A 14,663-nucleotide genomic window follows, 5' to 3' on the forward strand; every position below is an offset into this window, starting at 1 on the left:
ACCAGGCTGGATCCGCATAGCGTCGAACCTACGAAGGGGCGTTGGTTCCTGGCGTCATAGTGCAGAGCGTTTTTGATTAAGAAATAAGGAAAACAACATGTTGAAAACCAGGATCAGCCTGGTCGCCCTGGCGATGATCGCCGCGACCCAGGCACAGGCCAATGACCAGGCCGACAGCAAGGGCTTCATCGAGGACAGCCACGCCAACGTCCTTCTGCGCAACGCCTACATCAACCGCGACAAGAAGCACGGCACCGACGACCAGATCGAATGGGGCCAGGCGTTCATCGGCACCTTCAACTCCGGTTTCACCCAAGGCACCGTTGGCGTCGGCGTCGATGCATTCGGCCTGTACGCTGTTCGCCTTGATGGCGGCAAAGGCCACAACGGTGGCGGCGGCGTCGACTTCTTCAAGCCGCACGAAACCACCAACGCCGAAGGCAACGCCAGCTCGCCGCACAACCTGGCCCGCGCCGGTGCAGCAGTGAAATTCCGCATCTCCAACACCGTGCTGAAGTACGGTGACCAGATGCCAGCACTGCCAGTGCTGCAATACGACGATGCGCGTCTGCTGCCAGAAAGCTACACCGGTACCCTGATCACTTCCAAAGAGATCCAGGGCCTGGAACTGAACGCCGGTCGCTTCACCCAGGAAGCGCGCAAAAGTGCCGAGGGCCGCGATAGTGGCGGTCTGAAGTCGATCAACGTCTTCGGTGGTAGCTACAAGTTCACCGACAACTTCACCGCTTCGCTGTACACCGCCGACACCGAAGACGTGATGAAGAAGCACTACCTGGGCTTGAACTACGTCTTCCCGATTGCCAGCGACCAGTCCCTGACCCTGGACTTCAACGGCTACAAATCGGACATCGACAAGCAGTACGTCCAGGCTGCCGGCCTGAACGGCGACTCCAACACCATCTGGAGCCTGGCTGCCACCTACGCGTACGGTGCACACTCGTTCACCCTCGCCCACCAGCGCAGCACCGGCAGCACGGGCTACAACTACGGCTTCTACCAGAACGCCGGTGGCGTGGGTGACGGTGGTTCGACCATCTACCTGGCCAACTCGTACTGGTCCGACTTCAATGCCGAAGACGAGCGTTCCTGGCAGCTGGGCTATGGCCTGGACTTCGGTGCCTACGGCATCCCGGGCCTGACCTACAAGCTGGCCTATGTGGTGGGTGACAACATCAACACCCGTAACGTCGCCAACCCACAGGGCTTCGGCGAAGGTAAAGAGCGCGAGATCTTCAACCAGATCCGTTATGTGGTGCAGGACGGCCCGGCCAAGGACCTGTCCATCAAGCTGCGTAGCTCGTTCGTGCGTACCAACAACGCCGTCCAGCAGAACGGTTACAACGACGACGGCAACGAAGTCCGCGTGTTCGTCGAGTACCCGATCAGCATCTTCTGATCCTGGTCTGATGTATCGAACAGCCCTGGCTCATGCCGGGGCTGCTTCTTTTCGGCGCACGGCTTTTGCCGCAACCGGCATCACGTCGCCGCTCTCCGGCGCAAAACTGTCGCTGCGTGCCATCCGCCACATCCGCGCATAAAACTCGCTTTCAATCGAGCCACTGAGCAGTTCACCCGGCTTGAGGAATGTGTGCAGGTCCGAGAACAGCCCGATCTCGCTGGGGCTGATACGCCGAGCCAGGTGCTTGGGCTTGAGCTCCGAGGGATGCTCCAGGCCAGCAGCAGCCAGCATCTCGGCCAGTGCATGCAGCGTGTTGCGGTGGAAGCTGGCTACTCGCTCGGCCTTGTCCGGCACCACCAGGGCACGCTGGCGCAGCGGGTCTTGCGTGGCCACACCGGTCGGGCATTTGTTGGTGTGGCAGCTCTGCGACTGGATGCAACCAATGGCGAACATGAAGCCACGTGCCGAGTTGACCCAGTCCGCGCCAATGGCCAGTACGCTGGCGATATCGAAGGCACTGACGATCTTGCCCGCCGCGCCAATACGAATGCTGGAGCGCAGGTTCAGGCCCACCAGGGTGTTGTGCACGAACATCAGGCCTTCGCGCATGGGCACGCCCATGTTGTCGCTGAACTCGCGGGGTGCCGCACCGGTACCGCCTTCCTTGCCATCGACAACGATGAAGTCCGGCGTGATGCCAGTTGCCAACATGGCCTTGGCGATGCCCATGAACTCCCACGGGTGGCCCAGGCAAAACTTGAAACCAACGGGCTTGCCACCCGACAGCTCGCGCAGGCTGGCGACGAACTGCAGCAACTCCACGGGTGTGCGGAAGGCGCTGTGCGCTGCCGGCGAGATGCAGTCCTCGCCTACGCGCACACCACGGGTTTCGGCAATTTCGGGGCTGACCTTGTGCCCTGGCAAGATGCCGCCATGGCCAGGTTTGGCGCCTTGGCTGAGCTTGATCTCGATCATCTTCACCTGCGGCGAGCGCGCCTGTTCGGCGAAGCGCTGCGGATCGAAACGACCGTCCTCGGTACGGCAGCCGAAGTAGCCACTGCCGATTTCCCAGATCAGGTCGCCACCGTGTTCGCGGTGATACGGGCTGATGCTGCCTTCGCCCGTGTCATGGGCAAAACGGCCCATGCGTGCACCACGGTTGAGCGCTGCGATGGCGTTGGCGCTGAGGGCGCCGAAGCTCATGGCCGAAATGTTGAAGATCGAGGCCGAGTAGGGCAGGCGACATTGCGGCCCGCCAATGGCAATACGGAACGATGCCGGGTCTGGCGTGGCCACCGGCAGCATCGAATGGCTGATGAACTCAAAGCCCGGCTTGTAGGCATCGTTGAGCGTGCCGAAGGCTTTCTCGGCGCTTTCGTTCTTGGCGCGGGCGTACACCAGCGAGCGCTGTGAGCGGGAGAACGGCAGCTTGTCGTCGTCGCCTTCGATCAGGTACTGGCGGATTTCCGGGCGGATGGTTTCGATCAGGTAGCGGATATTGCCCAAAATCGGGTAGTTGCGGCGCACGGCGTGGTGGCTCTGGCGCAGGTCGTTCAACCCCACAAGGCTGAGCAGGGCGGTGATCAGCGTGAACGGCCAGAGCCAGGCATGCTGGGGCAGCAGCGGCAGGCTGGCGAAGGTGAACGACAGGCAGATGGCGAGGCAGGCGTAGCGGCTGGGCAGAGAGTGTTTCATGGGTCCATCGCAGGCAGGATGACCGGGCATAGGATAGGCAAAGGCGGGCAGGGGAAAACCTGGGTAATCGGTAAAAGACTGTTACCTGATTGCGTATTCCAGAGCGTTCGCGGTCCTACAGGGGACCGCGTCTGCCTTTAGATGGGCAGCAGTATGCTGACCCGCAACCCACCGCCTTCACGATTTGCCAGCATCAGCTCCCCCCCATGGCTGTTGGCAATCCGTTGAGCGATGCTCAACCCCAACCCATACCCACCGGAAGCCTGGTTACGCGACCCTTCACCGCGCACGAACGGGTCGGTGATGGTCGTCAGCAACGCTGGCGCAATCCCCGGCCCTCGGTCGTCTATGTGGATGAACACCCCCGTGGTAGCCCGTTCCAGTGTGACCGAAACGTCCTTGGCGTATCGCAGTGCGTTGACCAGCAAATTCTGCAGGCAACGCTGCAGCAGCAGGGCATCGAGCTGTGAATGACCCGCTTGGCCATGCACGGGTAGCGGTTCTTCAGGGGTAGCCAGTTCAGCGCACTGGCGTGCCACCAGCCGGTCCAGGTCCACTTGCTGCAAGTTAAGCTGTTCGCCTGCGCGCAGGTAGTCGAGTACCTGGCCGATCATGTCGTCCATCTGCGCAATGTTCTGCTGCAGGCGCTGTCGGTGCTCGTCGTCGGGCAGGCGCTCCAGGCGCAGGCGCATGCGGGTTAGCGGGGTGCGCAGGTCGTGAGACACGGCGGCCAGGAAGTAGGCCTTGTCGTTGACCATCGCAATCAGACGCTGTTGCATGGCGTTGAAGGCCTGGGCGGCCTGGCGCACTTCTTCTGGGCCATCCAGCGCCAATGGCGGCTGTTCCAGATTGCCGCCCAGGCCGCGTGCGGCATCGGCAAGGCGCCGCAATGGGCGCAAGCACAGGCGCACGGCAATCAGGCATACCAGCAACACCGCGACGATGCGCAGTGCATACACCCGCAACAGGTAATCGCTGATCAACACCCAGGCCGACTCGCCGCTCCACCCCTGCAACTCCTGGCCATCGATGGTTAGCCAATGGCCATCGGCCAACGGCACCGCGAACTGGATATGCGCCTGGGCCGTGCGCAGCCCGAACAGGCTGCGCCAGACGATCGGCTGACCCAGTTCATCGGTCAGTTGCACTTTCATCAGACGCACGTCCTGGGCATGCCCCAGTTCGTACTGGAGGGCCTGATGCAGCAGCAACTCGACACGCCTGCGCCCGCGGCGCTCGTCATGCTCCGCGGTGGGCAGGGTTTCGGCGCAACGCAACTGGTAGTGAGCCGGCACCTGCAGCGTTCCAGCATGGCAGTCGGCCTGGGCAATGAGCGGTGCACTGCGTGCGGCGATCAGCCGAATGGGGGCTTCGAGTACCTGGGCGAAACGCACATCGAACCAGATGCTGCTCGACATCAGCTGGATCACCAACGTACCGCTGACCATGATCAGCAGCAGCTGGCCAAACAAGGTGCGTGGCCACAGACGGCGAAGCCAGCGCATCTCAGGCATCCGCCACGTTACTGGCGATGCTCAGCAGGTAGCCTTCATTACGGATGGTGAGGATTTGCGCGGCACCTGCTGGCGCGTGGCGCAGGTGCTGGCGCAGGCGGCTGACGCACATGTCCACCGAACGATCATCGGGCAGGTGGTCGCGGCCGAACGCACTGCGGGTCAGCTGGTCGCGAGAAACCACACGGTTGTTGGCTTCCAGCAGTTCGCGCAGCACGCGGTAGTCGGAGCGCGGCAGGGTCAGGGTTTCGCCATCGGGGCGGGTGAGCAGGCGCTTCACATGTTCCAGGCGGAAGCCCGCGAACTGCTGGGCATCTACCACGGCAGGCTCTTCGGCGGGAGCGTCCAGGCGTTGCGGGCGACGCAGCACGGCCTTGATCCGGGCGATCAGCTCACGCGGCTCGAAGGGCTTGGCCAGGTAGTCGTCGGCGCCTACTTCCAGGCCGATGATGCGGTCCAGCGTGCTGCCCTTGGCCGACAACATGATCACCGCCAGGCCCGGGGTCGCTTGCAGCTGGCGGCACAGGCTGAGGCCATCTTCGCCCGGCAGCATCAAGTCGAGCACCACCAGCTCCACTTTGTGCCGGGCCAGCTGTTCGCGCATCCCTTCACCGTCTGCTGCGGCCAACACGGTATAGCCTGCATCTGTCAGGTAATCACAAAGAAGTTCGCGGATCTCGTCGTCATCATCGACAACCAGCAGGGTCGTGCTCATGTGGAAAAACACCTGTTCGGTGAGTGCCGGTGGCGCTCATTACGTTCAATTACATCCCCGTACATGTCGGGTCTGGAGCCCGGAGGGCCGATCCCTAGAATCCTAACAAAAAATCATCTGCAAATACGAATCCTTCCCAAATGAATCCCAAGAGCACCCCGAACGCCTTCACCTCATTCAGCCGAGGCGGTAGCCGCCTCAAGCCACTGGCCTTCTTCGTTGCCGTCACGATCAGTGGTGGTGCAATGGCCGCCGACAGCAAACCCCTGGAGCTGGACGCCACGCAGATCGAAGACAGCGCCCTGCTGCCCGCCGACGATGCGGGCCAGTTGGGCTACACGGTCGAGCGCACCCGAAGCTCCACCGGCCTGGCGCTGACGCCACGGCAGACGCCACAGTCGGTCACCACCATCACCCGGCAGCAGATGGATGACCGCGATATCCACACCATCGAGCAGGCGCTGGAAACCACGCCGGGCGTAACGGCTAACAAGTCCGAGGTAGGTGGGCGTACCGACTACCGTGCCCGTGGTTACTCGATCAGTAACTGGAAGGTCGATGGCCTGCAGACCCAGGGCGGCTCTGACTTCAGCGGCAGTGGCAACGCGCTGAACATGGACCTGTACGAGCGCATCGACATCGTCCGTGGCGCCAACGGCCTGCTGGGCGGCACCGGCGACCCGTCGGCCACCGTCAACCTGATCCGCAAGGCACCCACCAAAACCTTTGGCGGCAGCGCCTACGTCACCTACGGCAGCTGGGACAAACGCCGCCTGGGCGCCGACCTGAACCTGCCGTTGTCCGAAGACGGCCGCCTGCGTTCGCGCTTCGTCATGACCCAGCAGGACGCCAACTCGTTCCGCGACAACCAGTCCGAGCGCTCCCGCGCCGCGCTGGCCAACTTCGAATTCGACCTGGACGACGCCACTACCCTCGGCGCCGGCTACCAGTATGAGTACAACAAGGTTGTGGGCGGTGGCTGGGGCGCGAACATCCCGCTCTGGTACCGCGACGGCAGCAAGACCGACCTGCCGCGCAGCACCAACGTAGTGCCGAGCTGGAGCTTTGGCGAGTACACCACCCGCACCGCGTTCGGCTCGCTGGAACACCGCTTCGACAACGACTGGACCCTGGACCTGAAAGCCGCCCAGGCCACCACCGAGGCCTTGAACCACCGCGGTCTGGCGAAGGTCAACTCGGCCGGGCGCGGCACCTATGGCGGCTACTGGGACCAGGACGGCAGCGGCGCCGTGCTGAACGGCCTGCACAGCTCCAGCGACACGACCCAACAGTCGGCACAGATCGACCTGTCCGGCCCGTTCCAGCTGTTCGGCCGCACTCACCAGGCCATGGTCGGCTACAACGACAGCCGCACCGTGGGCTGGTCGCCCGAATACACCTGCACCATGGTTGGCGATGGCATGGCCAGTGCGCCCGCATTGGGTTGCCAGTTCCGCGCCAACAACGGCTTCCCGCTGACCGACTGGCGCAATGGCGTGGACGACGACTACGACATCATCGCTTCGCGCACTGGCCGCCACAGCAAGACCACCACGCGCCTGCAGGGCATGTACGCCGCTACCCGCCTGAGCATCACAGACCCGCTGTCGGTGATCGTTGGCGTGCGCACCAGCAACTACTCTTCCGTCACCCGCAGCGTGGCGGGTGCGCGCAGCAGCCAGGAAGAAAACGGCATCGTCACCCCCTACCTGGGTGCGGTGTACGACCTCAACGACAACTACTCGCTGTATGCCAGCTACACCGACATCTTCACGCCGCAAACGTCTGAAACCAGCAGCGGCAGCAAAGTGGAGCCGATTCGTGGGCAGAGCTACGAGACAGGTATCAAGGGTGAGTGGTTCGACGGCCGCCTGAACGCCTCGGCGGCGTACTTCCGCACCAAGCAGGAAAACAAAGCCGTACTGGACGGTGACCTGACCACGCCGACTGGTGGCAACGCCTACAAGGCCGGCTCCGGCCAGGAAACCGACGGTATCGACCTGGAAGTCGCGGGCGCCCTGACCCCGAACTGGAACGTGTATGCCGGCTACACCTACCTGCATTTCCGCCGCGTCGACAGCGACGGCCGCAGCGACCCGTCGCACCTGTTCAAGGCCTCGACCACCTACCGCCTGAGCGGACCGCTCGACCGCCTGACCCTGGGCGCTGGCGTTACTGCGCAAACCAACATCCGCGCCATTTCCAGCCCGGCTGGGCAGCCCACCAATGGCGTGAGCAACGGTGCCACCGACGTGAACTGGTCCGGCTATGCCATCTGGAATGCCATGGCCAAGTATCAGCTGACCGACGACACCAGCGTCAGCCTCAACGCCAACAACCTGTTCGACAAGCATTACTACACCCAGTACGGGTTCTATGCCGGGGCGATCTATGGCGACCCGCGCAACCTGTCGTTGACGGTAAGCACCGCGTTCTGACCAACGCCGTTCGGGGCTGCTTCGCGGCCCCATTCATCCGGCTATATACCGGGGGTGTTGCCCGTTTCGTGGAAAAACCGCAGTCCTTCGTGGAGATTTCGGCCTGCAGTAACGACAAAGCCCGAGGCGCATGCCCCGGGCTTTGTCGTTACTGCAGGCCCGCAAAGAGCCCGCTCAACCACGGTCACTCTTTGATGCAGTAGGCCGTCGGCGTCAGGCACCAAGGGAACTTGCGCAAGGTGACCTTGATGTTGCGCGACTTGACGAACTCATCGAACGCCGTCGCCTCACCACCCCATGGCGGCAGGCCGTACTCGTCGAACACCACCACGCCGCCCGGCACCACCAAGTCCCAGAGCTTTTCCAGGGTGTACAGCGTCGGCTCGTACAGGTCCAGGTCGAAGTGCAGCAGGTTGATACGCAGGCCAGGCGTGGCCTCCAGGAAAGGCCCCAGGGTATCCTGGACCCGACCCTTGATCAGCCGCGAGCGCTCCCGCGCCAGGATGTTGTCTTCGTTGAACAGCCGGGTCAGGGCGAAGATCTCGCCCTCGACCGACTCGGCCGACCAGCCGCCGGACTTCTTGTCGGCCTGCAGATCGTTGACCGCCACACCATCCTTGCTGTTGAAGTCGGACAGGCCTTCGAACGAGTCGAAGCCATAGACTTTCTTGGAGGTGTCGGTGGGCGCGAAGATCTCCAGGAACTTGTGGAAGGTGAAGAACGACACACCACGCGAAACGCCGAGCTCGACGATGCTCCCCGGCAGGTCCACGGTCATCTTGAACAGTTCGAAATGCGCCAGGAAACGCGTCATCAGAATCCGCTTGGTGTACACCGGCCAATGCGTCAGCGTGTGCAGCGTACCGTGCGGATACTGGGTTTGAATGTCTTCCAGATCGTTCCAGAACTTTTTGTCTTTGTCAGACTGCACCCCGTACATCTGTTCGAGGGGTGCGTCATGCGGGGTTAGATCCCAGATCGCCATAGACCACCTTTACTTTGAAAACTACAACGAAGAAACCACGTTGGGTTTGAACGCATGGCTGATGAATTCTGCATTGCCGAAGTCAGCGATCCTGATTTGGATGGTGAACCGCGAGTGTTGCGCGGACGCGACCGGCCGTGACTTGTGTAGCGTGTTGAACTTGAACAGCACCACATCGCCCGGGCAGCACAGCCCTTCGATGGATTGCGCGTGCGCCTGCGGAATAGCCTCGTCCAGCAGCACCGAGTCGGCATAGGTGACATAGGTGTCGCCGGGCCGGGTCCGGTATAGCCGCCCCTGGGTATGCCGATGGGAGATCAGGTCCAGGCCGCCGGTATTCTGGTCCACCGCCGTCAGTGGCACCCAGGCTACCAACGATTGCGGCGAACACACCGAAAACCAGTAATCCTGATGCCAGTCGAACAGGAAACGGTCCTCACCGAACGAGTCGATGCGGCAATTGATATCGATGATCGCCGGTGACGCCACGTTGCCATGCCGACGGGCCAACGCCAGCAGCTCGGGGGAGCTGGCCAGTCTTATCACCGAAGGCAGACGCTTGAAGGCGTTATAGAGCAGCCCGCCCAGTGCCCGGTCATGCGCCTTGAAATGGTTCCAGGCCGCATCCAGCGAGGCGAAGGACTGGCCCGCCAACTGGGCGGCGACGTCGAGCAGTTCCGTCTCGATACCTGAGATGTAAGGCTGGGGAATGGCGTTCGAGAAAATCTCGAAACCATCCGATTCAAGCGAAAAAGCACTCATAAGGCCCCTGCGACTTCCTGGACACGCGACTCTCTGCGCCGCCTCGTTTCTTCAGCGTTGGGCCTGCAGGCCATGGGTCATGGGCCATTGAGACGGCGGCAGCGCGTTGACTAGCTTATCGTCAGGCCTGGCGAAAGCTTGAGCGCGGCGCTCGCCCCCTGCCTCAGACTAGGGGGGGCGTTCAGGCCAACCCTATTCCCATTTGGGCATCATGTTGGCGTGCCAGTTGAGGGCAACGCTTTCGGAGCGTGCGCGCGTTAATTACGGCCTGGGCCTTGGTTTGTTGCTTGGACTGAATGGGGGCTATGCCGCTGGCGAGTTGCTGCTTGATCTTGAAGCGCTTGCGGCGGGCGTTGCTCTGCCCGGCCACTAGGTAGCTGCTGAGGGCGGTCAGGGCTTTGGGCACCAGGAGTCGAAAAAAAATATAAATATATGTTTTTTCGATGTTTTTTTATTCGAGGCTCAACTCTCTATCTCTAAAGCTACCCTTTGGCATTCTCTTGGTCTTCCATGCACTCAAGCGAAGTCGAACTAAGAGCGATTGCCTTCGATTTAAGTCTGCCTGTTGTGCTGATAAGTTGGTCACGGTTCTCCAGCTTCGTTAAACAACAGCAAACGGCTTAAAGTTTCGATTGCTGGAAAGGATCTATCGGCCAGAGGCAGCTGCTCGTGAACCTCCGTCGCGTAGCAGTCGCCTCACTGGTTTACCTACTTTAACTTCAATGCTCGCTTCCATTCGGGCGCCTGCCACTCCCAGACATAGATCTCCTCAAATGTCTTAGGTAGCAACATACGACCAATCTCGACGCTCGCCGATAATGGTGTCGCAGGATATAGATGCACTACCCGTGCCCCCGCTCCTGTCAGTCGCTGAAGGAACCCATCGAATTCACGGCGGAAGTTCAATAGGTGTGTTTCCTTTCGGATAATGCCGCGGTTCGGCAATTCAGCGCGGAACTCAACGACCTCATTGTCGACTGGAAATGCGACCTTACCCGAAATGCTCACGACCACCGACACCTCTCGCGGCAGCACTTTTGGCACGTCGTAGATGTAGCTGGGCTCAGGGCACGTCTCGCGCTTGTCCCATAACCAACCGTCGTTGGGCAGGTCCATAACGTTGGCACGGGTCTTGTCACCAATGAGCGCACCGAGCTTCATCAGCATCGGGATCGGTGCAAACCCGGCAATAGTTAAGTGCGCGTCGCCGTTACGGTCGACGAGCGCGGGCTGAATACGTCGGTCGTAGTGATCGGTCAGCGCCTTCTCCGCACGAGGCCAGAAGTCTGGGTCGTTGTCCTGGAAGTCAAAATCGCTGCGGTTGATGTGGATGTGGCTACCCTGAGGGAACAGTTTATAGTCGCTGTTCTCCAGCATCGCGAAGTGAATCTGCTCTACGTCGATGTTGGTTACATGTGGCCCAATGGGAAACGTCATCAGCAACGGCAAACTTTCCACCACGCCTGTAGCGGAATAGATGCGCTGGATACGAGCCTCATGCTCGCGTTTCATGGCTTGAAGCTGCGGAGTGGTGAACTTGTTCTTCTTTCCATGTCGGTCAATACGAGCGTGGCAGTCATAGCAAGCCAGCATCAGGTTGTTGACGTCCTTGGCTAATCGCTCCGACTCGCCCTTCACGCCTCGTGCGCCTCCAGGACTGTCCGCTATGATGTGCGCGTGCTCGCCTGTGAAGGCCCTTTCTTTGGTCAAGAAGTCACGTCCCACCGGCTTGCAGCAGCCGCGGAATTCACAGCGACCGGCAGCCGCCACCCAAAGGTCGCGGCGCACATCGACGGGAATGCGAGCGCGGTCCTGGGTTCGAGTTTCTTGCGTTTGAGCGGATGCTTTTACAGTCGCGTTACCCGGTGCCATTGCTTTCTTCGTTGCCAATCTTCTTCTCCGGTCTCAACTCTCTAAACGTGCCTCGGCGGCTCAGTGTCCAAATACGGATGCTGCGTGTGCCAATGATTGGAAAAAATAGGCGGTCGCCTTCAAACGTGTCCCCGGATACAGCCTGCTCCCAGTCTCGTCGGTCAATACTACTGGGCGTTGGGTCGAGTTCAGGGTGCGTGTGCCACAGTCCGAGGTAGGCCGACGTGTGCCCTTGCTCTAACCAACGCTGGCGCGCGATGTGCTCGTGTGTGGACGATCGAAAGAAACTGAACCTGCTGCGGCGGTCACTGCTCTGGGGCGTGGACACCTCGTCGACGACTACGTCGTTTGAGTCCAGTAGATGGCGGCCTAATAGAATTCCTCCGGCCTCGCAGTGCCACCACCGTTGCTGCGTATACGCTTGCATCTGTTGCAAGGCATGTTCGACGATTATGAGTCGCTGGGTCGGCGTGACACGGTAAACAAGTCTCATGTTGAACCTATTGGCGTGCGGCAGTGGCGGCACGCGCGCCCGAACACCTGCCGTGTCGCGTCTTCAGGGAGCGTTGTGCGCGCGGCCTGAAACCAAGGCGTTGTGCGTAACCCATGCTCGGCAGCTACTCGGCCCTCTCCTACCCAGAACCTATAGGACGGATCTCTACCTCGATTGCCAGCGGCCATCTCAGTCATCGCCGAAAGGATGTGCTCAGTCGCTAGCAATCCCGTGCGTCTGGCCTGGATGGGGCCGAACGGAACGAAAGCCCCGCCACAGCCCGTGAGATTACGTGTAACGGGCTGATTTGGTTCCAAAAAGGACGTGCGCGGCGCCAGGGATGGCAGTCCCTCATCGTCCCGATAGGCACAGTCTAGGCAGCCTTCACCGTTAGTCCACATCAACACCGAGTGTCCGCCCAAGTCCAAGGCCTCTAGCCAAGTAAAGACGATAGGCAGGTCAAAACGCTTGTCCTTGAGCGCCCGTGAAAATGATCGCTCGATTGACGGAGCACCGAACGCGAGAACAATGCCGTCATATTTGCTGAAATCAGCAGTTTTGAGCCAGTTTTGGGCTGTAGTGCAGACTGGAGTGATGTTTAGTCCTGGGTAACGTCGCTCCAGCGCCAGCTGTAGGCCAAGCGGCTTACCAAGATCGATGTACAGGGGCTGCAGAAGGTGCCGAAAGACGTTGTCTTCCGAATATTCATCGTGATCTACAACCGTGATCTTGCCCACTCCCGCCGCTGCCAGGGTATCCACTACGACACAGCCTATGGCGCCAGCTCCCAGCACAACCACATGCTTGCCGAGCAAGTCCAGAGACGCACCTCCGCGCTCGCGCATATAGCTGGGAGTATGACGGCGCATGGTCAGCGGTGTGACCGCTACCTTCCCGTCAACGATCCCGCGGTGAGCAACGAAGGCGATACCAACCAACGAGCGGCCGCCGGCTTGTCGAGGTACCGACACCAGCAGGGCCAGTTGCTTGGGGCCGTTCTTCGACGGACCGAACAACTCGCCCCATAACTTCAATTGGTCAGGCGACAGGCGTTGGTGAACATCCTCGATGAATGACGCCGTCAGCATATCTGGCCGAACGGGTGGTAATGCTAGCGAGTCGAGGTGAACGTATAACGCCCGCTGCCCCGCAAGCTTGTTGGTATGCACTTCCCAGGGCAAGTCAGTGTCGCGCTCCACGAAGTACCACTTCGATTTGCCAGCTTTCGAGTTCACGAACCCCTTGACCATGCGCGAGGTGCCGTCGACTTCGAAATAGGCGCGGGCACGCAGTGAGCCCGGCAGGTGCAGCCAGTACCCCTCGAGTTCGTTGAAGAACTCCACGTAGCCAGTGGTTGCATCCGCTGCTGAGTTCTCTAGCAGGTAGAATGCTTTGAGGACTGTGTGCGCGACAATGTCAGCGTGACGGCTAGGGTCGAGTGATAGTCCTTGGCCGTCGTCAATGCACACCACGCCGTTGTAGCTAACATGTGCGAGCGGTTCCTCCGGGGGCCGAGTCCAAACCTTCGGTAAGCGCAACTGCTCCTCATTGCAATCGACGTATATAGGCCAAGTGCGCGTTGGGCCTTTGAGCTCAACCCCCAGGCAATTCGGTGCTGGGTCGTCTAGGCGAACAACCACGATGCCATGCAAGCCGCAAGCAGCCATGACAGCCTCAAGCGCGTCATCGACCTTCGAGGGGGTGGCCGCCTCGATGGAGGACTCCGTCATGCAGAGTTTCCCGTGCTGATTACGGCGGGAGAGACCGCCCTAGCTGTCTCGGACTTCTCGGGTACCTTGAAGTCGTCGCCGAACTGCTTCTTCAAGTGCTTGCAGGCATCTTCGGGCAGTTCCTCGTCATAGGCCTTCTGCAGGGAATCGCGCAGTGTCTCGAGCTTCTCCTTAAAATTCTTCATCTGTGTGGCTGTTCGCATTGCCATCAGGTCGGAATACGGCTCCACGGGCAATGCGACCTTCATCCGTAGGTGCAGGCCTTCATCCTGGCTGAATTCGTAGGTGAACTGGCCTAGCATCGAATTAACCCAATCAAGCATCGCCAGCAAGTCGACAGGTTTGCCGGACGTGCCGAAGTTTGGCTTGAACCAGTGAAGTGCAGCCACGGTGAGGGCAATACTCAGCGGTGCGCCGGCGCTCTGAAACTGAACCTGTCTCCAACGTTTAAGGTAGCGGATGCAGCGGCGGTACTGGGCAAGCTTGCTGGAGTCGTCGAATGCACCGCAGACTCGTTTGGTCAGTTCTTTCGGGTCGGAGACCTCCCAAATACGGTGCTCCTCGGCCGAGCCCTCCTTGCCCTTGGCCAAGTAGAGCTTGCCATCATCGCCCTTGGTGTAAACGGCCAAATCGACGTGGTATGCAATCTCACCACCGCTCAAATAGTTGACGGTCACGCACGGCCGACGGATGACCACGGTGCGGAAGTTCGAATTCACCGCATCGCGCACCTTCTTCTTCAGTGCTACCGGGTCGGGGTATTCATCCTTTGTGCAGTCGAAGATGAGGCCAACGTCGATATCGAAGTTGCCATCCAGCGGCACCACACCGGTGTGCATGGAGTAACTACCCTGATTGAAATTGACGAAGGATGGCACGTCGTCGCCGAGCTTCTCCCTCAGCGCCGTAACGATGGTATCTCGCTTCTCGCGTAGGGTCGCTTTCTCATCATCCTCGTCGAAACAGATGGCGCTGTGAAAGTCTTCGAACTGTTTTTGCACTGACGGCATGCGCCCTCCTGAATCGTTGGTGTGTGGCC

11 protein-coding genes are annotated in these 14,663 nt (G+C 60.5%); 2 read left to right on the top strand and 9 right to left on the bottom strand.

The features are described 5' to 3' along the window. Window positions 1–97 precede the first annotated feature (97 nt). Window positions 98–1,417, top strand: coding sequence for an OprD family porin (locus QQL85_RS18605; RefSeq protein ID WP_105947381.1), 1,320 nt, complete (start codon window positions 98–100; stop codon window positions 1,415–1,417). 30 nt (window positions 1,418–1,447) lie between these two features. On the opposite strand, the gene QQL85_RS18610 is transcribed toward QQL85_RS18605, so the two are convergent. The 3 genes from QQL85_RS18610 to QQL85_RS18620 all read right to left on the bottom strand — a co-directional run bounded on the left by QQL85_RS18610 (window position 1,448) and on the right by QQL85_RS18620 (window position 5,344). Further along, window positions 1,448–3,115: an FMN-binding glutamate synthase family protein gene (locus tag QQL85_RS18610; RefSeq protein WP_284355408.1), complete on the bottom strand. Its 1,668-nt coding sequence runs from the start codon at window positions 3,113–3,115 to the stop codon at window positions 1,448–1,450. Between the two features lie 137 nt (window positions 3,116–3,252). Then, window positions 3,253–4,620 carry an ATP-binding protein gene (locus QQL85_RS18615; RefSeq protein WP_284355409.1) on the bottom strand — a complete coding sequence of 456 codons (1,368 nt, stop codon included), beginning with the start codon at window positions 4,618–4,620 and terminating at the stop codon, window positions 3,253–3,255. A 1-nt stretch (window position 4,621) separates the two neighbouring features. Next, window positions 4,622–5,344, bottom strand: coding sequence for a response regulator (locus QQL85_RS18620; RefSeq protein ID WP_284355410.1), 723 nt, complete (start codon window positions 5,342–5,344; stop codon window positions 4,622–4,624). Between the two features lie 140 nt (window positions 5,345–5,484). On the opposite strand from QQL85_RS18620, the gene QQL85_RS18625 reads away from it, so the two are divergent. After that, window positions 5,485–7,782 (top strand): TonB-dependent siderophore receptor, encoded by a 2,298-nt coding sequence (locus tag QQL85_RS18625; RefSeq protein ID WP_284355411.1) that lies wholly within the window; start codon window positions 5,485–5,487, stop codon window positions 7,780–7,782. 184 nt (window positions 7,783–7,966) lie between these two features. Here QQL85_RS18625 and QQL85_RS18630 read toward each other — a convergent pair whose 3' ends face one another. The 6 genes from QQL85_RS18630 to QQL85_RS18650 all read right to left on the bottom strand — a co-directional run bounded on the left by QQL85_RS18630 (window position 7,967) and on the right by QQL85_RS18650 (window position 14,634). Beyond that, window positions 7,967–8,767, bottom strand: a complete 801-nt coding sequence (locus tag QQL85_RS18630) for a TylF/MycF/NovP-related O-methyltransferase (protein ID WP_284355412.1) — start codon at window positions 8,765–8,767, stop codon at window positions 7,967–7,969. A 21-nt stretch (window positions 8,768–8,788) separates the two neighbouring features. Continuing rightward, on the bottom strand, window positions 8,789–9,529 hold the full coding sequence (locus QQL85_RS18635; protein ID WP_284355413.1) for a phytanoyl-CoA dioxygenase family protein: 741 nt from the start codon (window positions 9,527–9,529) through the stop codon (window positions 8,789–8,791). A 708-nt stretch (window positions 9,530–10,237) separates the two neighbouring features. After that, entirely contained in the window at window positions 10,238–11,419 is a 1,182-nt protein-coding gene (locus QQL85_RS18640) for an SAVED domain-containing protein (RefSeq protein WP_284355414.1), read from the bottom strand. After that, a complete protein-coding gene (locus QQL85_RS26660) occupies window positions 11,388–11,894 on the bottom strand; it encodes a Mov34/MPN/PAD-1 family protein (protein WP_093976203.1) in 507 nt (168 codons plus the stop codon). The genes QQL85_RS18640 and QQL85_RS26660 overlap by 32 nt, the downstream gene beginning before the upstream one ends. After that, window positions 11,891–13,624: a ThiF family adenylyltransferase gene (locus QQL85_RS18645; protein WP_284355415.1), complete on the bottom strand. Its 1,734-nt coding sequence runs from the start codon at window positions 13,622–13,624 to the stop codon at window positions 11,891–11,893. The genes QQL85_RS26660 and QQL85_RS18645 overlap by 4 nt, the downstream gene beginning before the upstream one ends. Further along, window positions 13,621–14,634, bottom strand: a complete 1,014-nt coding sequence (locus QQL85_RS18650; RefSeq protein WP_284355416.1) for a nucleotidyltransferase domain-containing protein — start codon at window positions 14,632–14,634, stop codon at window positions 13,621–13,623. The genes QQL85_RS18645 and QQL85_RS18650 overlap by 4 nt, the downstream gene beginning before the upstream one ends. Window positions 14,635–14,663: the final 29 nt, after the last annotated feature.

This window comes from Pseudomonas putida (assembly GCF_030159595.1).
In the GTDB taxonomy this organism is placed as follows: Bacteria; Pseudomonadota; Gammaproteobacteria; order Pseudomonadales; family Pseudomonadaceae; genus Aquipseudomonas; species Aquipseudomonas putida_AC.